Here is an 18,950-nt window from a genome sequence, read left to right as displayed (position 1 = left end):
AAATTGGAACGGAAATATTGTATAATAGCGTATGGTCTAGTACACTGTAAGTTAGACAACATGAAGGAGGAAGTAATACCATGGGAATGTATATTCTAGTTGGTGTTCTAGCATTAATTGTTGGGATAGCGCTAGGATTTTTCATTGCTCGTAAATATATGATGAGCTATCTGAAGAAAAATCCACCAATTAATGAACAAATGTTAAAAATGATGATGATGCAAATGGGCATGAAACCATCGCAGAAAAAAATTAACCAAATGATGAAAGCAATGAACGGCCAAATTAAATAATGGTTAATTGGACAGACACTCTCTATTCAGAAGGGTGTCTTTTGTTTTATGATAGATATAAGAAAATGGTTGTGGGGCTAGGGGGATACGATGAAAATTTTTCGAGAGTTAGGGTGGTTTTTCAAACAAGAAAAAAAGTCTTACATAACGGGGATAGCGCTGCTCATTATTGTGGCAGCATTAGAACTTCTCCCGCCTAAAATTATTGGTTTAACGGTAGATGGCATCAAAGAAGGGACGCTGAATGGAAAGCGCTTAATGCAGATGGTTGGCATTTTGCTAGGAGCTGCTGTTGTGGCCTATTTCACAAGATACATATGGCGTATTATGATATTTGGTTCATCTGTTAAACTAGCCAAGCAGCTGAGAAATACCCTCTACGCTCATTTTACCAAGATGAATCAGGCCTTTTATCAGCGGCGGCGAATTGGGGATTTGATGGCGCATGCCACCAATGATATTCAAGCTATTCAACAAACTGCAGGTTCGGGCGTTTTGACGCTCGTGGATTCGATTGTCACAGGAGGGCTTGTTCTATGCACAATGGCCCTCACAATCAGCTGGAAATTAACGCTTATTTGCCTTATTCCTATGCCGCTTATGGCTGTTTTAACAAGTTACTATGGTACATTGCTTCATGCGCGGTTTCATCACGCACAAGCAGCATTTTCTACTTTAAATGATAAGGTTCAAGAAAGCATCAGCGGAATTAAAGTCATTAAGACGTTCGGGGAAGAAGCGGCTGATATCGAAGAATTTCGCATTAAGTCTGGAGATGTTGTTCAAAAGAACATGAAAGTAGCACGAGTAGATGCATTGTTTGATCCGACCATTTCGATTATTGTAGCACTTTCTTTTTTACTTGCTCTTATTTTTGGCAGCAAGATGGTTATTAGTGAAGAGTTAACACTGGGGCAGCTTGTTACCTTTACAACTTATTTGGGCCTTCTTATTTGGCCTATGCTCGCGTTTGGCTGGCTATTTAACATTGTGGAACGAGGAAGAGCATCATATGACAGGGTATTTTCTTTATTAAAAGAAGAAAATTCGATTGAAGAAGCAGCGCATCCTGGTGTTGAAATGCCAACAGGAAATATTGAAGCTGTTGTTCATAGGTTTTCGTATGGTAAAGAAGACGAATACACGTTAAACGAAATTTATTTTACACTTTCTCGCGGTCAAACATTAGGCATTGTCGGAAAGACGGGTGCTGGGAAAACCACGCTTTTAAAGCTGTTGCTTCGTGAATTTGATGTAAGCGACGGAGCTGTTTTATGGGGAGGAAAAGACATTAAAGATTATGCTTTTGATTCATTGTACAAAAGCATTGGGTATGTTCCTCAAGATCACTTTTTGTTTTCAACAACAGTCGCTGCTAATATCGCGTTTGGAAAAGAAGAAGCAAGCAATCAAGAAATTCAAGAAGCGGCTAAAGTTGCAAATGTACATAGAGACATCCTCGATTTTACAGATGGCTATCAAACAATAGTAGGTGAAAAAGGCGTTTCGTTATCCGGTGGACAAAAACAGCGTATCTCGATTGCAAGAGCTCTTTTACTAGACCCTGAGCTTTTAATTTTAGACGACTCGCTATCAGCGGTAGATGGAAAAACGGAAGCGGGTATTTTACAAGCGTTGAAGCAAAAACGTCAAAATCGAACAACGATTATTACAGCGCATCGACTGAGCTCAGTTACTCACGCAGACCTGATTCTTGTACTTGATAAAGGGAAAATTATTCAGCGAGGAACTCATGAGGAACTGCTTAGCGTGAGCGGCTGGTACCAGGATATGTACGATAGACAGCAGCTTGAACGTGCGGTAGAAGAAGGAGAGACGAAAAATGAAAATTGAGCATTCTTCGGTACATAAACGTCTGTTTTGCTATACGATTCCGCATAAAAAATCATTTTTTTTAGCGTTCACACTATTATTAATTGCTACGGCTGCTGATTTATTAGGCCCTATTTTGATTAAAGTTTTTATTGACGATTATTTAACTCCTAAGTATTTGCCTCTTCAGCCTCTTGTGTGGCTTGCAAGCAGTTATTTGCTTTTACAGCTTTTAAAAATTGTCGTTCAATACTTTCAGCTTCTGCAGTTTCAAAAAATTGCGCTTCAAATTATTCAGCAGATTCGAATTGACGTTTTTTCTCATGTTCATCGTTTGGCGCTTCGTTTTTTTGACAACACGCCAACGGGAAGCCTGGTGTCTCGAATTACAAATGACACGGAAGCCATGAAAGAAATGTTTGTGGAAGTCATCGCGGTTTTTATTCAAAATGGGGTATTTTTGGTCGGCATTTTTATAGCCATGTTTATGCTAGATGTGAAGCTGGCTTTTTATTGTTTAGTTCTTCTCCCATTTATTTGGGGGCTTATGAAGCTTTATCAGCATTACAGCGCTATTTACTACGGACAGCTCCGAGAAAAGCTAAGTCAGTTAAATGCGAAGCTTCATGAGTCTTTGCAAGGCATGTCCATTATTCAATTATTTCGTCAAGAAAAGCGGCTTCGCTCAGAATTTGAAGAAATTAATGATCAGCATTACAAAGCGGGCATGCGCAATATTAAGTTAGATGGTTTACTGCTGAGGCCTGCTGTCGAAATTCTTTATATTTTAGCCGTTATTCTTGTGCTCAGTTATTTTGGTATTTCTGTAGCTGACAGTCCTGTTAAAATTGGTGTTCTTTACGCGTTTATCAACTACTTGGATCGTTTTTTTGAGCCTGTTAATGAAATGATGCAGCGTCTTTCTATGTATCAGCAAGCGATGGTATCAGCCTCCCGGGTATTTGATTTGATGGATGAGGAAGAAAAAAATCCAGTGATGACAGGAAAACAAAAGCAGGGGGTACAAAAAGGAACGGTAGAATTCAGAAACGTAACGTTTTCCTATGACGGTGTTCGAGATGTGCTTTCTGATATATCATTTACGGTAAACGAAGGAGAAACAGTGGCTTTAGTAGGCCATACTGGAAGCGGGAAAAGCTCCATCATTAATTTATTAATGCGTTTTTATGAGCAGCAAAAAGGAGACATTTTGATCGATAATAAACCGCTATCGTCTTTTTCAAATAAAAAGCTTCGAGATCAGGTAGGGCTGGTGCTGCAAGATGCCTTTTTATTTGCCGATACCGTAAAGCGAAATATTACGCTGCATGAAGACCATTTTTCTGATGAGCAAGTAAAAGCAGCGGCGAAATTTGTGCAAGCTCACGCATTTATCGAAGCTCTTCCTAATAAGTATAATGAAGTGCTAGTGGAAAGAGGTTCGACTTTATCAAGCGGTCAGCGTCAGCTCCTAGCATTTGCAAGAACGGTGATTCGAAACCCTAAAATCCTTATTCTTGATGAAGCGACAGCTCATATTGATACAGAAACGGAAGAAGCGATTCAAGAAGTGTTAAGAGATATGGGAAAAGGCCGCACAACGATTGCGATTGCTCATCGTTTATCAACTATTCAACACGCCGACTGTATTTTAGTATTGCATAAAGGGAAAATCGTCGAAAAAGGAACGCACGCTGAACTGCTAGATAAAGGCGGTTTGTACTGTAATATGTATCAGCTGCAGCACAGTGAAAAAGAGGAAAATTTCAATAAAGAAACAGGAGTAAAAGATATTTATACAGAATTGATAGAGTGAAGGCAAAAAAAGAAACAACCTTCATGAAGAGGTTGTTTCTGTTGTTTGGGCAGGGAATTCATTGTAAACGTTTAATAAATGATCTAATTCTTGACTATGTTTAATAGCAGGTGGAGAGTTTAATCCACTTACTCGGACTATGCGGATGAGTTCTTCTCGTTTCTTTTCAATCGCTAATAGAATATCTTTTTTGGCCAATGCTATGTATCCCTTCTAACAAGTCGTTTACCTAATTATACAAGATAATGGTACTATTTGAAAGAAGTGAGATAAGACAATTTGGTTACAAAATGGTAACGAAAAAGAACAAAAAGAACAAAAAAAGGGAAGTGGGAAATATGGGAGATTTAAATTTGTTTTTGGCATTTGGCGCGGGCTTTTTATCGTTTATTTCACCCTGCTGTTTGCCTTTGTACCCAGCTTTTTTATCGTACATAACGGGAGTATCAGTTAGCGAGCTAAAGGAAGGCGCTAAGTCACATCAGCGCAAAGCTTTTATTCACACAGCTTTCTTTCTGCTGGGATTTTCTATCATTTTTATTATGATTGGTTTTGCGACGTCCTTTATTGGTCAGTGGTTTTTTAACTATAAGGATTTGATCCGGCAGATTGGCGCTATTCTTATTATTTTCTTTGGTCTAGTTGTACTAGGGATTTTTAAGCCTCGAATTCTTATGCAAGAACATAAGCTTAGATTCGCAAATAAGCCGGCTGGTCTCTTAGGTTCTTCTTTCATAGGCATGGCTTTTGCTGCGGGCTGGACTCCTTGCACGGGCCCTATTTTAGTATCGGTTATGGCGCTTGCAGCGACAAACCCAGGCTCTGGCCTTTTGTATATGATAGCTTATTCACTTGGATTTTCTATTCCATTTTTTATTATGACGTTTTTTATTGGGAAAATGAACTGGTTAAAAAAACATATGAATTCCATGATGAAAGTTGGCGGATATGCAATGATTGGCATGGGGTTTATTTTATATTTTGACTGGATGACAAAAATTATTATTTATACAACGAGCGTATTTGGAGGGTTTACGGGCTTTTAAAAAGGGAAGATGATACAAAAAAGAATCTGAGAATTGGCAGATTCTTTTTATTTTTCAAAAGACAAAATAGTTACTTTCGCTCTTAGAAAATATCCAAGAATATGGTGTGAAAAAATATATAGAAAAAATTTATTTTTACTATATCTTCTATAAATACGGAGTGATACAATGAAATCGTCATATTTTTAATTGTTAAAAAGAGGTGTATAAATTGAAAGATATTTTGTTAATCTTGCTTTTGCAACTGATCTATGTACCGATCTTGACGCTGCGCACAATTTTTTTAGTCAAAGGTATGAGTATGTATGCCTCGGTTTTTGGATTTGTTGAAGCGTTAATTTATGTATTCGGCTTATCCCTTGTATTTTCAGGAGATCAAAGCACGCTTGCTATGGTTGTATATGCAGTTGGGTTTGGAGTGGGAATTATCCTTGGAAGTTATATCGAATCTAGGCTTGCTATCGGATATACAACATTCTTAGTTAACCTTATGACCAAAAATGAAGAGTTAATTAACCGCCTCCGACAGGAAGGTTTTGGTGTTACTGTTTACCAAGGTGAAGGAAGAGACAGTGCACGCTATAGATTGGACATTTTAACAAAACGAAGTAGAGAAGAAGAGCTATTAGCATTCATTGAAGAATATGAGCCTCGTGCTTTCATTATTTCATACGAGCCGCGTAAATTTAAAGGCGGGTTCTTACTAAAAGCAATGAAAAAGCAAAAACAAAAACAAAAGCAAAAAGCAAAAGCAGATATTAGCTCTACTAAATAAAAACAGAAGAGATCCTCTTCTGTTTTTTTGTTGCACTTTTACTTCTGATGTTTTTTGGATTATAATATAAGTAAACACTAAACTATAGTAAAGGAAGGATTTCATTGGTTATTGCTTCAACACTTGTCGCAATTTTTATGGCTTCTTTCATATTAGTTGTTCGAATGAAAGCTGCTGATAAACCAACGAATGCAAAAAAAATTATACTTCCGCCTTTTTTTATGAGTACGGGAGCATTAATGTTTATCTTTCCAATGTTTCGAGTAACGGGTGCAGAACTGCTTGAGGCGTTAATAGCAGGCATGATCTTCTCAATCCTGTTAATTAAAACGTCTAAATTTGAAATTCGTGACGATCATATTTACTTGAAGCGTTCAAAAGCTTTTGCATTCATTATTATTGGTTTGCTTATTATTCGAATTGCAATGAAAATATATTTAAGTTCTTCAATTGATGTTGGCCAGCTTGGCGGTATGTTCTGGATTTTAGCATTTGGTATGATTGTACCTTGGCGCATTGCGATGTACACATCGTACAAAAAGCTCGAACGAAAGCTGCACAATGATCGCCTTGGGAATACAACGATATTAAACTAAAAAAGGTGGCTACGCAGCCACCTTTTTTAATTTAAAATAAATGCTGATAGGGGACGGCATCTATTTTTTGCTTTTTTAATGTTTTTAATAAAAATTTATGATCACGTTTAGGCGTAGCTAAGATGTATCCACGTACGATTAAGTCTTCTGTTATAGAGGCGGCTCGTTCCTCAAGTGCGAGTTCCCCAATTTTCCCTGCAATTTTTTGTTTGGCCACATCGCGAAATAGTTCAGGTACTGGTTCAACAAGAACGTTTAATAGCTGCTTTTGATCTGCTGACCAAAGATGAATGGTTTTGGAAAGATAGTGATCTTGCCAATCAAGTTCAGACATGCCGTCTTCTTTTGGTAAGCGTTTTAAAAATTTTCTGAACATAAAAAATCCGCCGATAGCAAACATGCTCATTAAAAAAACAACCCAAAATAAAATAACCCATAAAAACCAGCCCTCTAGCATATTTTTCACTCCTTTATAAAGAGATTAATCATAACATTACTATATTTATACATTTATTATAAAAGCCTTGTTCCTTTTATGGCAATATAAAATTCCTGCACTTTATGTGAGAAGGAAGTCTTTTCTGACTTATTAATAAGTTTATATAGACTTATTAATAAGTGAATTATCGTTAGAATTATCTAAAAATGCTTATTTTTCAGCTTTTAAAAAGTTGGCACATTTTTTGCATATAAACTAATTGAAGAATTATTTAATATGAGAGGAAGATAAAAAATGAGTCAAACTTTTAGCAAAGTAGCAACAAATTTACCGGGAGAAAATGCAAAGCAATTATTAGATAGAAGACACCGTGCCATTCCGAAAGGTGTAAGTTATGGCATTCCGACATTTGCTGATACGGCTGAAGGGGCGATCGTTAAAGATGTCGATGGCAATACGTTTATTGATTTCGTAGGCGCAATTGGCACAATCAATGTAGGGCACAGTCATCCAAAAGTAAAAGAAGCGCTTCACAAGCAAGTAGACCGTTTTATTCACACAGGATTTAATGTAATGATGTATGAGTCATATGTAGAGCTTGCAGAAAGATTAGCAGCAATTGCGCCTGGTGAATTTGACAAGAAAGTATTACTTTTAAATAGCGGAGCAGAAGCTGTAGAAAATGCAGTGAAAATTGCTCGTAAATATACAAAGCGTCAAGGAATTATTTCATTTAACCGCGGTTTCCACGGCCGTACATTAATGACAATGACAATGACAAGTAAAGTAAAGCCATATAAATATGAATTTGGACCGTTTGCTCCTGAAGTATACAAAGCTCCATATCCTTATGAGTATCGCCGCCCACAAGGATTATCAGTTGAAGCATACGAAGAGTTTATGATTACCGAATTCAAAAACTTCTTAAATACAGAAGTAGCACCAGAAACGATTGCAGCTGTTGTAATGGAGCCAATTCAAGGCGAAGGTGGTTTCATTGTTCCAGGTAAACGTTTTGTGCAAGAAGTGTATCAATTATGTAAAGAGCACGGAATTTTATTTGTATCAGATGAAATCCAAGCTGGTTTTGCACGTACGGGCCGCTACTTCGGTATTGAACACTTTGACGTTCAACCAGATTTAATTACAGTATCTAAATCACTAGGAGCTGGTGTACCGATTAGCGGTGTCATTGGCCGTGCTGAAATCATGGATGAATCTAATCCTGGTGAGCTTGGCGGAACGTACTGCGGAAGCCCTCTTGGATGTGAAGCGGCTTTAGCTGTACTTGATATTATTGAAGAAGAAAAGCTAAATGAACGCGGTGAGTACCTTGGAAAAGTAGTAACATCACGATTTGAAAAATTAGCAGAAAAATATGACTGTATCGGTGATATCCGCGGATTAGGAGCTATGTCTGCTATCGAGCTTGTGAAAGACCGCGAAACAAAAGAAGCGGATAAAGAGCTTACACAGCGCATCGTAAAAGAAGCAAACAAACGTGGATTATTACTGCTTAGCGCGGGAGTATTCGGAAACGTTCTTCGTATCTTAATGCCGATTGTTATTACAGATGAGCAGCTAGAAGAAGGCTTAGCTATTTTTGAAGCAGCACTAGAAGCAAGCGTACAGCAAACGGTTGAAGTGTAAGAGAAATTGAGACATGAGTGAAGAGAGAACTCTTCACTCATTCTTCATGAATCACAAAGAATGGGTATGTTTGGACACTCTATTTATAGATTTTTCATTTTCTGATAAAATAAAATAATAATTATTTTTTGACGAAAAGGTGATTCAAATGACCATTCATAAAAAGCATATTCAGCAAATTAACGACGAACTTTACGATATATTTGAGTCATCATTTGATGAAATCTTTGTAACTGATGCAAATGGATATGTATTAGTTGTAAATTCAGAGTGTGAAAAAAATTATGCTTTGAAAGTGGAAGATTTTATTGGAAAGCACGTAAAAGAACTGCAGGAAATGGGGATCTTTTATCCTTCGGCCACGTTAAAGGTGATTGAATCTAATCAAGCAATTGAATTGGTTCAAAAAACAAACTCAGGCCGGTATCTTCATGTGCGGACAAGGCCAGTATTTACCAATGATGGGCAATTGAAAAGCGTTATTAGCTATTCTCGAGATCTCACAGATTTAATGGAATTAAAACGAAAAGTGGAAGAGATGGAAGAACAGCTTGAAAACTATAAAAAAGAGTTAAACGAATCCGTCGATTTAGAAGGCATCGTGACAAAAAGCGAAGCGATGAAAAAAGTTTTTTCGACCATTCAACGAGTTGCTTCTGTAAATACAACCGTTCTTTTACTTGGAGAAACAGGGGTAGGAAAAAGCAGAGTAGCAAAACTGCTTCACCAGCTTAGTACAAGAAAACAGCAGCCTTATCATGAGCTTAATTGTGCAGCGCTTCCTGAACAGCTTATTGAATCAGAGCTATTTGGCTATGAAGGCGGTACGTTCACTGGAGCATTTCGAGAAGGGAAAAAAGGGATCATTGAGCTTTCGAACGAAGGCACGCTTTTTCTAGATGAGATTGGTGAACTTTCTCTTTCAGCACAAAGTAAGTTGCTCCACGTGCTGCAAGACCGTACAATTCGTCCCGTGGGTTCAACAAGAGCAGTATCAATAGATGTGCGAATTATTGCTGCTACGAATCAAAATCTGGAGCAAATGGTCGAAGAAGGAAAGTTTAGACGTGATTTGTACTATCGACTTAACGTGGTGCCAATTACGATTCCACCTTTACGAGAGCGAAAAGAAGATATTCTGCCTCTTGTCTATCAGTTTCTTCATCATTTCAATACGGTATATGAACGTAATGTACGCTTATCACCAAAGGCATTAGATGCATTTTTAGGGCAGGAATGGAAAGGAAACGTTCGCGAAGTGGAAAATATCATTGAGCGTCTGGTTGTTACAGGAGAAGAAATGATTACGCTTAAAGACTTGCCATTTGCAAAAGAGTTTGCTATCGATCCACCTGTGCATACGCTTCCTGAAATGATTGAACATGTGGAAAAAGAAATGGTCATCAAGGCGTTTGAACAGCATAGGTCATCTTACAAAGTAGCCGAACAGCTTGGTATTAGTCAATCACAAGCGAGCCGTAAAATTCGAAAATACGTGTCGGACAGTACCGAACAGTAGGTAGATAAATTTAAGCAGGGAGTGAAGAAATATGAAGCAAGCAAACTTATATATTAACGGAGAATTTGTTTCAGCAAGTGATACATACGAAGTGGTAAATCCAGCAACAAATGAAGTAGTAGCTACTGTTGCAAAAGGCGGAGAAAAAGAAGCAAAGTTAGCAGCAGATGCTGCTTATGAAGCGTTTCAAACATGGTCTAAAAAAACAGCAGAAGAGCGCGGTAAATTATTATTTAAATGGCATCAGCTGATCGAAGAACACACGGATGAACTGGCTGAAATCATGACAGTCGAGCAAGGTAAGCCTCTTAAAGAAGCAAAAGGTGAAATTGGCTATGCCAACGGATTCGTTTCATGGTACGCAGAAGAAGGAAAACGTATTTACGGAGAAACAATTCCAGCTTCTTCTCCTAATAAACGATTATTTGCTCATAAGCAGCCTGTGGGCGTTATGGCAGCTATTACACCTTGGAACTTCCCGGCAGCTATGATTACGCGTAAAGTAGCGCCAGCTTTAGCAGCTGGATGTACAGCGGTTATTAAACCGGCAGAACAAACGCCACTAACGGCTCTTCGTCTAGCAGAACTGGCGCAGGAAGCAGGTATTCCAAAAGGCGTAATTAATGTCGTTACGGGAGATGCAAAAGCGATTGGAGAAGCGTGGCTTCAAGATGGACGCGTACGCAAACTATCGTTTACGGGCTCTACAGAAGTAGGTAAACTGTTAATGCGCGGAGCAGCTGATACGGTTAAAAAAGTGTCTTTAGAATTAGGAGGACACGCTCCGTTTATCGTAACAGCAAATGCTGATTTAGATAAAGCAGTAACAAATGCAATTGCTTCTAAATTCCGTAACGCTGGTCAAACATGCGTATGTACAAACCGCATCTACGTGCACGAGTCTATTGCTAAACCGTTCGCAGAGCAGTTTGCAGCGGCTGTTAGTCAGCTGAAAGTCGGAAACGGCTTAGAAGAAGGTACGGATATCGGACCTTTAATCGATGAAAAAGCGTTAGAAAAAGTAAAGCGCCACTTAGATGATGTTGTAGCAAAGGGTGGAAATGTCTTAACTGGAGGGGCTGTACGCGAAGAGGGAAGCGGGCTTTTTGTTGAGCCTACGGTTGTAGATGGTGCAACGGACGACATGCTTTGTATGTACGAAGAAACATTCGGACCAATTGCTCCAATTGCGACGTATCAAACAGAAGAAGAAGTTATTCGCCGTGCAAATAACTCTCCTTACGGATTAGCAGCTTATGTGTTCACTGAAAATATTTCAGAAGCTATTCGTATTGCTGAATCTTTAGAATATGGTATTGTAGGGCTAAATGATGGACTACCTTCTACACCACAAGCGCCGTTTGGCGGCTTTAAAGAAAGTGGACTTGGACGTGAAGGCGGACATTACGGAATTGAAGAATATTTGGAAGTAAAATATATTTCTTTAGGCTTTTAATAAAAAGTGATTTCGCTTTCCTGCGAAATCACTTTTTTTAGTAATAGTACACGTGGGGAATTTGTGCATGGATTGATTGAAAATTCATGAATAAAAAACAAAACTCCTCAAGAGTATAGCATTCAAGGTCTTCGCAATCGTGAGAATTAAAAAAATCTTCTAGTATAGTTGGCTCGGCGTCTTTAAATAACCAGTGGTGTTCAACATCTTCAAATTTGCCTCGATAAACTTCGCTCAGTCCATAAAAGTCAAATATATCTTCTAACTGCTTTTGGTGCATAGCCATCCCTCCTCTTCTTAGTATAAGAAAAAGAAAGAGATATTAAACAAGCCGTCATACTACTTTGTTTTTTAAAAAAAATCTCGTATAGTTAATAGTAATGACAAGCAAAGGAGTTTCGGTATGTTTACATATATCACGTTATTTGGTTTCCTTGGATTCGCCGTGTATTCGAGTACGTGGATTTATTCCATTGTCAAAAAAGATGGAAGAGCAAAGAAAAATGGAAAGGGTACTCTTATTAGTTTTCTTGTGATGCTTATTGGGTTAGTCGGTCTGCAGTTTACGTAACTATAGATTATTTTGACATTTTTACCACCTTCACTTATAGTTAACGTTGGGCGAACATATGTATGATTTTGGTCACGGTGCTTGCCTTAAGTTGAAAAAGAAAGAAGGTGGCATATTTGAGATATCACACACATATTGCAACATCGATTGCTGCCGGTGCCGGTGTGGCTATAACAGGAGACGCTTCGTTTACATTTCCTTATGTTGTAGGCATTGCGATTGGAGCGCTGCTTCCTGATATTGATGAACCAAATTCATATATTGGTAGAAGATCTCTTGGTCTTGCAAAAGTCATTAAATCTATTTTTGGACACCGAGGTATTACGCATTCTATTCTTGCAAGTGGACTTATTTTTTATTTACATACGATGTATAACAATGATTTTACATTAGGGATAGCCTATGGATACGCTTTTCATATTCTTGGAGATTTCTTTTCTAAACGAGGGGTACCTTTTTTCTCTCCTCTTAGCAAGAAGAAGTTTAAGCCTCCTTTGACATATGAAACAGGTGGTGGAGCAGAGACTCTCATCTTTTACCTGGCAGTGATAGGAAGTTTTTATATGCTTTATAAGTATCAGCTGTACACTCAGCTGTTTTAAAGAAAGAAGCCATCTGATTTACTCAGATGGCTTCTTTTACACTTCTACCACATAAAGTTCAGGCGTTTTCATAGGCAGGGTAATGGTAATGCTTGTGCCGTCATTTTCTTCACTTGATATGTGGAAAAAACCATTATGCTCATTAATAATTTTGTTACAAATGGTTAGTCCCAGGCCTACTCCTCGTTCTTTTGTTGTATAAAAAGGCTCTCCTATATGAGGGATACGCTTTGAATCAATTCCACATCCGCTATCTTTTATCACAATACATAGCGTTTCTCTAGCTGATTTCTCAATCGATACAGCCAGCTTACCGCCGCTTTCCATCGAATCAATGGCATTTTGTATGATATGAATAAATGCTTGGGTTAGCTGTGTTTTTTGCCCACTAATGAGCAGGGGATGTTCTTTTGGATAATGGCGAATGATGTGGATATTTTTGACTTCTGTAACCGGTTCAAATTGCTTTAATACCTCATCTAGCAAGTCTGTCATAACAAGGCTTTCTGTATATGCGTACTCTCGTTTAGCTAAACTCATAAATTCTGCGATAATATGTTCAATTTGTGAGAGTTCATGCTGAATGAGATCTCGATAAATCATTGTTTTTTTCGGCTGCTGTGTCTCACTGAACAGTTGTACAAACCCTTTAATGGTTGTCAAAGGATTTCTAACCTCGTGTGCGATACTTGCAGCAAGGTGACCAAGGACAGAGAGTTTTTCTGAATTCTGAATCTTTTTCTCTGCTTGTCTTTTCTCTGTTACGTCTCGTGAGACAAATACAAACCCTTCGATTTCTCCAGTAGCTGTGACAATTGGAGCGCCTTTACATTCTAATAAAACGATGGTGCCATTCACGTGAAACTTTCGGTATTCAAATGTGGAGGCATCTTTTGTTTTGCTCATGTTAGCTAAAATAGTCGAGATTAGGTGTTTGTCTTCAGGATACGCATTGATAAGCACATGTTGTCCAATAAGTTCATCAGGACAAACCCCTAATGTTTTAGCGTAAGAAGGAGAAGCGTATTCATAAATGCCATCTTCAGTAATAGCACATACTAAATCATGGGTATGAGATAAAATAGCTTGATGCTTTGGTTCATTATCATCCGTCATGATTCGATCTTTTAATGGATAAAAAAGCTGATCTTCTTGGTTGGTGAAGGTGTGCCGAACTTGAGTGCCGCACATTCTGCAAAAATTATAATCTTCTTTATAGTTACAAGAAGGACAAACGGGCATCGAATCACTCCAATCAGATCTATGCAATGAGAGAGTTCCCAAGCATATATAATCATTATTATATATTCAAATTATAGGAAAAAATATGAAAAATCAAATGTGCTATAGAGAGGGGAATTGGGCTTGAAAACCCTATAAATAGATTTCAAATACATGTTTTTAGTTGCAAATAGATGTGAAATGGAATTTTTTACACATTTAAAAAATTCAGCATATCAAATAAGAGGTGTGATTTACCTCTTACTTGATATGCTGATAATGCTCTAGCGCTCGCTCTCTAGCTGCTTTATGATCGACAATTGGAGTTGGATATGTTTTATTAAGTGTAACGTTTGCTTTTTCTAATACGTCTGCTGGGGCCTCCCAAGGTTTATGAATATAAGAAGAAGGAATATCTTTAAGCTCTGGAAGCCACCTTTTAATATATTCTCCTTCTTTATCAAATTTTTCTGATTGAGTAATTGGATTAAAAATACGAAAATATGGCGCGGCGTCTGCTCCCGAGCCTGCAACCCACTGCCAGCCCATTGTGTTGTTAGCTAAATCTGCGTCTAATAAGGTATCAAAAAACCAATTTGCTCCGTGTTTCCAATGAATTAAAAGGTGCTTTACTAAAAAGGAAGCGGCTACCATTCGAACTCGATTATGCATAAAGCCTGTTTCCCACAGCTCCCGCATTCCGGCATCGACAAGGGGATAGCCGGTTTTTCCATTTTTCCAAGCTTGAAGCTCTTCATTGCCGTCAGCCCACTGAAATTGCTTGAATTTTTCATTCAGCGGTTCACTTATAGTGTGTGGGAAATGATAAAGCAGCTGATAAGCAAAATCTCTCCATGCAAGTTGACGAATAAACATTTCAGCTTGCTGTTCAAAAGCATCAGAACGTCCTTTTTCTGCTTTAGTTCTCAAATAATGATAAAGGACTCGAGCTGAAAGCTGTCCTGTAGCGAAATAAGGAGATAGGAATGAATTTAATGCTTCAGCGGGAAAATCTCGTCCTTTTTCATAGTGAAGCAACTTTTTCTTTAAAAACGTTTTGAAGGCATTAGCAGCGCCTTTTTCCGTAGCTTCCCACGTCGACTTAATCGTTTCATCCCACGGTATGCTTGGAAGCAAATCAAGATCTGAGACCGAAAGAGATTCAATTGGTTTAGAGAAGGCCTGTATGGAAGTAACTTTTTTTACAGCAGAAGATATGGAATGTTTTAGAGAAGCTTTATAGTAAGCTGTAAATACTTTATAAGGCTCTCCATTTTCTTTTGTGATTTTCCAAGGTTCATGAAGGAGAAATCCCTCAAATGTGCGAATATTTATTTGTTGCTCTGAAAAAAAAGCTTGAAGCTCTTTGTCTCTTTTTAGCGCATGTGGTTCATAGCGTCTGTTCCAATAAATATCTTGCGCATTCGTTTCATGGAGTAATTTTTGCAACACATCTTTAGGGTTTCCTTTTTGTACAATTAGCGTTCCTTCTATCTTTTCGATCGAGGTTTTAAAGTCATTTAGCGCATGGTGAAGCCACCATTTACTTGCACTTCCCATTGAGCTTTCTTCATAGTCGTCATGGACATAAACAGGTACAACCATTCCTTCTTTAGCTGCGTGAAATAGAGCTGGGTTATCAACCAGCCGAAAATCTTTTCGAATCCATACGATAATGGTTTTATTCATCATGTGCCACCTTTCTATCTGCAATTTGCCTCGATTATAGCTTTTTTCTCATACGTTCTACAATTTTGAATGTGTAGAAGGCCTATTTTCTTATGGACGAATTTCAGATTGATGGTAAAAAGAATAACGTAAACAGAGTAAGAGAATGGGAAGGAGCCCTTAAAAATGAGAAATTCGTATGGAATGAAACAAACCGGACAACCGATATCCAATCCATATATGCAAGCAGCACCTAAACCTGCTAAAATGCCGCCGATGCCTTCTGCAAAAGAAATGCAGGCAATGCCGATGCAAGAAGGCGCGAAGCAAATGCCAATGTACGGAGAAATGCCGCCGATGAAAGATGCAATGCTGCCGATGCATGGAGGAATGAATCAAATGCCGATGCAAGGCGAAATGCCACCGATACAAAAAGAAATGGGTCAAATGCCAATGTACGGAGAGCTACCGCCAATGCATGAAGGAATGGGTCAAATGCCAATGCACGGAGGAATGCCGCCAATGCATGGAGGAATGGGCCAAATGCCAATGCAAGACGGAATGCCGATGCATGGAGGAATGGGTCAAATGCCGATGCAAGACGGAATGCCGCCAATGCACGGAGGAATGGGCCAAATGCCGATGCATGGAGGAATGCCGCCAATGCACGGAGGAATGGGCCAAATGCCGATGCATGGAGGAATGCCGCCAATGCACGGAGGAATGGGCCAAATGCCGATGCAAGGTGGAATGCCGCCAATGCACGGAGGAATGGGTCAAATGCCGATGCATGATTGCGGATGCCGCGATGTCTCAGCACCCGTTGGTCATCAGCAGCCTCATTCTTTAAATGAGTGGATGTTCATGCAACAAACAAATCCACGCTCTTTTTAATAAATCCTTTACCCTAGATAAAAGGGATGTATTTTTAAATCTTTAGTATAAATATAGAATTTTATTAATTGAAACGTCATGAGAAAAAGAATAGTTCTTACTCTTTTTCCATGACATTCAATTTTTTGAAAATATTAATCACATCTTTTGGGTGTTTTCTTACATAAGAGAGTTTGGTAGAGTTTTTTAAGTATAAATACAGGGAAAAGAAGGCAAAAGCTCTATATTAAAGGGGAAAGGGTGTTTTTAGAATGATATTAGAAGTCACAGCTGCAACCTTACATGATGCTAAAGTTGCCCAGGAACATGGTGCCGATCGTATAAGTCTTGTAACTGGAATCGGTGAAGGCGGCTTAACCCCAAGCTACGGTTTGATGAAAAAAGTAAAAGAAACGATACATATCCCAATATTTGTGATGATTCGTCCACATAATCAATCTTTTCAATATGATGAAGACGATTTGCAAACAATGATTGAAGATATTCACCATGCAAGAGAAATTGGCATTGATGGAATTGAAATTGGCTGTTTAACAGAAGACAAAATTATCGATGAGCAAGCTTTAAAGCGACTGCTGGATGCGGCAGGAGAAATGAACGTAACGTTTCACTTAGCATTTGATGAAATCAGTGATCAAGAAAAGGCGCTTGAAACGCTTTTAAGCTATAAGCAAATTCAGCGTGTCATGACTTCAGGAGCGGATAAAAGTGCACTGAACGGTATTCCTCATATTAAAAAGCTGTTAAGAAGAATGAAAGATAAAGATATTATTTTAATCGGGACAAAAGGGCTGAAACCTGAAAATCTTCAAGCGTTCTTATCCGTTACTCCCGTGAAAGAAATTCGTATTGGTTCAGGGGTTCGAGTGAATTGTCAATATACGAAACCGCTTGACCCAAGGAGTGTAAAAGCTGCAAAAGAAACGATGAATAAGCAAAAGTAACAGAAGTGCTACAAGGAATTGTAGCACTTTTTTATTTGGAAATAGAAAGGGACTTATTACATAGTTTTCCCTAAATGGAAAACATAATAAAACCCTTTGAATCCTTGATACATAAGAGAAATGCTGAGTTTTTATGAATTTAGAAGGGAATAGGAATAATTTCATATTTTCAGAATAATTATTGACAGTGATAATCATTATCATTTATTGTTGTAATTGTTAATGAAAATCATTATCAATTGAACAAACAGGAGGATATGATATGTCAACGTCAACGAAACAACTTACATCAAACGAAATGCTGCTTGCTATGCAAAATGAACGAGAATCCAATGCAAGATCTTATCCTAGACGCCTTCCCATTGCGATCAAGCAGGCAAAGGGCGCCGTGATAACGGATATGGATGGAAAAGAGTATATTGATTGTTTAGCAGGAGCCGGCACGCTTGCTCTTGGTCATAACCATCACGTAGTTCATGAAGCAATTCAAGACGTTTTAGCAAAATCTATTCCTTTACATACATTAGATTTAACAACGCCTGTGAAAGAAGCTTTCATCGATGAAGTATTCGCTAGTTTGCCGGAAAATTTCGCAAACAAAGCGAAAATACAGTTTTGCGGTCCAACTGGCGGAGACGCAATTGAAGCGGCTTTGAAGCTTGTGAAAACAGCAACAGGCAACCGAACGATTTTATCTTTTCAAGGGGGATATCACGGCTCCACACACGGAACGTTAAGCATCAGCGGTACAACGAGTCCCAAAAAGCACATTCATGCGCTAGTGCCGGACACACATTTTTTACCCTACCCATATGAATATCGCTGCCCTTTTGGCGTAGGTGCTGAAGGACACACATATATTAGTACATATATTGAAAATATGCTGGATGATCCTGAAAGCGGAATTGTTACTCCTGCCGGTGTTGTAGTAGAAATTGTACAAGGAGAAGGAGGCTCTGTTCCAGCACCGATTCCATGGTTAAAAGAGCTTCGCAGAATTACAAAAGAACGAAACATTCCGCTTATTGTCGATGAAGTTCAAACTGGAATTGGTCGAACAGGAAAGCTGTATGCATTCGAGCACGCTGATATCGAACCTGATGTATTAGTGCTATCTAAAGCAATTGGAGGCAGCCTTCCTTTATCAGTCGTTCTGTATGATAAAAGGCTTGATCAATGGGAAGCGGGTGCACATATCGGCACCTTTAGAGGAAATCAGCTTGCGATGGCTACAGGACGAGCTACTCTGCAATTTATAAAACAAGAAAACTTACCTGCGCATGCTCACGAGTTGGGAGCTTATATTCAAAGTCAGCTAAGACTTATTCAAAAGCAAGTATTCTCGATTGGCGATGTACGTGGAAGAGGTTTGATGCTGGGTGTTGAAATCATAGACGCAACAAAGCCTGCTAATAAAATTGGCAGTCATCCTGCAAACGGTGAGTTAGCTAAGCTGATTCAAAAAGAATGTTTTGACAGAGGCGTCATTTTAGAAGTTGGTGGAAGGCATGGTGCTGTTATTCGTTTGCTTCCTCCATTAATTTTAACAAAACAACAAACGGATGAAGTATTAACGAGATTTGAAGAAGCGGTAAAAGCAGCAGAAGAGAAGTGGGTGAATAAATAA

At 38.6% G+C, this 18,950-nt stretch carries 19 protein-coding genes; 14 read left to right on the top strand and 5 right to left on the bottom strand.

Annotated elements, in window-relative coordinates; all coding sequences use genetic code 11:
• The first annotated feature begins 80 nt into the window (after nucleotides 1-80).
• The 3 genes from N178_RS01645 to N178_RS01635 all read left to right on the top strand — a co-directional run bounded on the left by N178_RS01645 (nucleotide 81) and on the right by N178_RS01635 (nucleotide 3,942).
• Nucleotides 81-293 (top strand): YneF family protein, encoded by a 213-nt coding sequence (locus N178_RS01645; protein WP_013058772.1) that lies wholly within the window; start codon nucleotides 81-83, stop codon nucleotides 291-293.
• A 90-nt stretch (nucleotides 294-383) separates the two neighbouring features.
• Nucleotides 384-2,147: an ABC transporter transmembrane domain-containing protein gene (locus tag N178_RS01640; protein ID WP_045290023.1), complete on the top strand. Its 1,764-nt coding sequence runs from the start codon at nucleotides 384-386 to the stop codon at nucleotides 2,145-2,147.
• Complete coding sequence (locus tag N178_RS01635; protein WP_045290021.1) at nucleotides 2,137-3,942, top strand: ABC transporter ATP-binding protein; 1,806 nt, start codon at nucleotides 2,137-2,139, stop codon at nucleotides 3,940-3,942. Before N178_RS01640 ends, N178_RS01635 begins: the two co-directional genes overlap by 11 nt.
• A gap of 21 nt (nucleotides 3,943-3,963) precedes the next feature.
• On the opposite strand, the gene N178_RS01630 is transcribed toward N178_RS01635, so the two are convergent.
• Nucleotides 3,964-4,140, bottom strand: a complete 177-nt coding sequence (locus N178_RS01630) for an aspartyl-phosphate phosphatase Spo0E family protein (RefSeq protein ID WP_013084718.1) — start codon at nucleotides 4,138-4,140, stop codon at nucleotides 3,964-3,966.
• Between the two features lie 140 nt (nucleotides 4,141-4,280).
• Here N178_RS01630 and N178_RS01625 point away from each other — a divergent pair, with 140 nt between their 5' ends.
• From N178_RS01625 to N178_RS01615, 3 genes are all read left to right on the top strand, one after another.
• Nucleotides 4,281-4,988 (top strand): cytochrome c biogenesis CcdA family protein, encoded by a 708-nt coding sequence (locus tag N178_RS01625; protein ID WP_045290019.1) that lies wholly within the window; start codon nucleotides 4,281-4,283, stop codon nucleotides 4,986-4,988.
• 211 nt (nucleotides 4,989-5,199) lie between these two features.
• Nucleotides 5,200-5,763 (top strand): DUF2179 domain-containing protein, encoded by a 564-nt coding sequence (locus tag N178_RS01620; RefSeq protein ID WP_045290017.1) that lies wholly within the window; start codon nucleotides 5,200-5,202, stop codon nucleotides 5,761-5,763.
• Between the two features lie 104 nt (nucleotides 5,764-5,867).
• A complete protein-coding gene (locus tag N178_RS01615; protein WP_013084715.1) occupies nucleotides 5,868-6,359 on the top strand; it encodes a CcdC family protein in 492 nt (163 codons plus the stop codon).
• Nucleotides 6,360-6,390: 31 nt separating this feature from the next.
• On the opposite strand, the gene N178_RS01610 is transcribed toward N178_RS01615, so the two are convergent.
• Nucleotides 6,391-6,816: a DUF2621 domain-containing protein gene (locus N178_RS01610; RefSeq protein ID WP_045290015.1), complete on the bottom strand. Its 426-nt coding sequence runs from the start codon at nucleotides 6,814-6,816 to the stop codon at nucleotides 6,391-6,393.
• 276 nt (nucleotides 6,817-7,092) lie between these two features.
• Between N178_RS01610 and gabT the strand changes: the two genes are divergently transcribed.
• The 3 genes from gabT to N178_RS01595 all read left to right on the top strand — a co-directional run bounded on the left by gabT (nucleotide 7,093) and on the right by N178_RS01595 (nucleotide 11,423).
• Nucleotides 7,093-8,448 (top strand): 4-aminobutyrate--2-oxoglutarate transaminase, encoded by a 1,356-nt coding sequence (gene gabT / locus N178_RS01605; RefSeq protein WP_045290013.1) that lies wholly within the window; start codon nucleotides 7,093-7,095, stop codon nucleotides 8,446-8,448.
• A gap of 148 nt (nucleotides 8,449-8,596) precedes the next feature.
• Nucleotides 8,597-9,967 carry a sigma-54 interaction domain-containing protein gene (locus N178_RS01600; RefSeq protein ID WP_045290012.1) on the top strand — a complete coding sequence of 457 codons (1,371 nt, stop codon included), beginning with the start codon at nucleotides 8,597-8,599 and terminating at the stop codon, nucleotides 9,965-9,967.
• A gap of 31 nt (nucleotides 9,968-9,998) precedes the next feature.
• Nucleotides 9,999-11,423 carry an NAD-dependent succinate-semialdehyde dehydrogenase gene (locus tag N178_RS01595; protein ID WP_045290011.1) on the top strand — a complete coding sequence of 475 codons (1,425 nt, stop codon included), beginning with the start codon at nucleotides 9,999-10,001 and terminating at the stop codon, nucleotides 11,421-11,423.
• 37 nt (nucleotides 11,424-11,460) lie between these two features.
• On the opposite strand, the gene N178_RS01590 is transcribed toward N178_RS01595, so the two are convergent.
• Nucleotides 11,461-11,703 carry a hypothetical protein gene (locus tag N178_RS01590; protein ID WP_045290010.1) on the bottom strand — a complete coding sequence of 81 codons (243 nt, stop codon included), beginning with the start codon at nucleotides 11,701-11,703 and terminating at the stop codon, nucleotides 11,461-11,463.
• A 123-nt stretch (nucleotides 11,704-11,826) separates the two neighbouring features.
• On the opposite strand from N178_RS01590, the gene N178_RS26860 reads away from it, so the two are divergent.
• Nucleotides 11,827-11,994, top strand: coding sequence for a hypothetical protein (locus N178_RS26860; RefSeq protein WP_013058761.1), 168 nt, complete (start codon nucleotides 11,827-11,829; stop codon nucleotides 11,992-11,994).
• A gap of 116 nt (nucleotides 11,995-12,110) precedes the next feature.
• Nucleotides 12,111-12,596 (top strand): metal-dependent hydrolase, encoded by a 486-nt coding sequence (locus tag N178_RS01585; protein WP_013084711.1) that lies wholly within the window; start codon nucleotides 12,111-12,113, stop codon nucleotides 12,594-12,596.
• Between the two features lie 36 nt (nucleotides 12,597-12,632).
• On the opposite strand, the gene N178_RS01580 is transcribed toward N178_RS01585, so the two are convergent.
• Nucleotides 12,633-13,865 carry an ATP-binding protein gene (locus tag N178_RS01580; RefSeq protein WP_237758374.1) on the bottom strand — a complete coding sequence of 411 codons (1,233 nt, stop codon included), beginning with the start codon at nucleotides 13,863-13,865 and terminating at the stop codon, nucleotides 12,633-12,635.
• Between the two features lie 213 nt (nucleotides 13,866-14,078).
• Nucleotides 14,079-15,506 (bottom strand): cryptochrome/photolyase family protein, encoded by a 1,428-nt coding sequence (locus tag N178_RS01575; RefSeq protein ID WP_080890126.1) that lies wholly within the window; start codon nucleotides 15,504-15,506, stop codon nucleotides 14,079-14,081.
• Between the two features lie 165 nt (nucleotides 15,507-15,671).
• On the opposite strand from N178_RS01575, the gene N178_RS01570 reads away from it, so the two are divergent.
• The 3 genes from N178_RS01570 (at nucleotide 15,672) to N178_RS01560 (ending at nucleotide 18,950) form a co-directional block, all read left to right on the top strand.
• On the top strand, nucleotides 15,672-16,379 hold the full coding sequence (locus N178_RS01570; protein WP_045290004.1) for a hypothetical protein: 708 nt from the start codon (nucleotides 15,672-15,674) through the stop codon (nucleotides 16,377-16,379).
• Between the two features lie 251 nt (nucleotides 16,380-16,630).
• Nucleotides 16,631-17,323, top strand: a complete 693-nt coding sequence (locus N178_RS01565; RefSeq protein WP_045290002.1) for a copper homeostasis protein CutC — start codon at nucleotides 16,631-16,633, stop codon at nucleotides 17,321-17,323.
• 262 nt (nucleotides 17,324-17,585) lie between these two features.
• Nucleotides 17,586-18,950: an aspartate aminotransferase family protein gene (locus tag N178_RS01560; RefSeq protein ID WP_045290000.1), complete on the top strand. Its 1,365-nt coding sequence runs from the start codon at nucleotides 17,586-17,588 to the stop codon at nucleotides 18,948-18,950.

Source organism: Priestia aryabhattai B8W22 (assembly GCF_000956595.1).
GTDB classification, from domain to species: Bacteria; Bacillota; Bacilli; order Bacillales; family Bacillaceae_H; genus Priestia; species Priestia aryabhattai.
The sequence above is the reverse complement of the archived record's forward strand: the minus strand, read 5'-3'. Positions and strand labels throughout refer to the sequence as shown.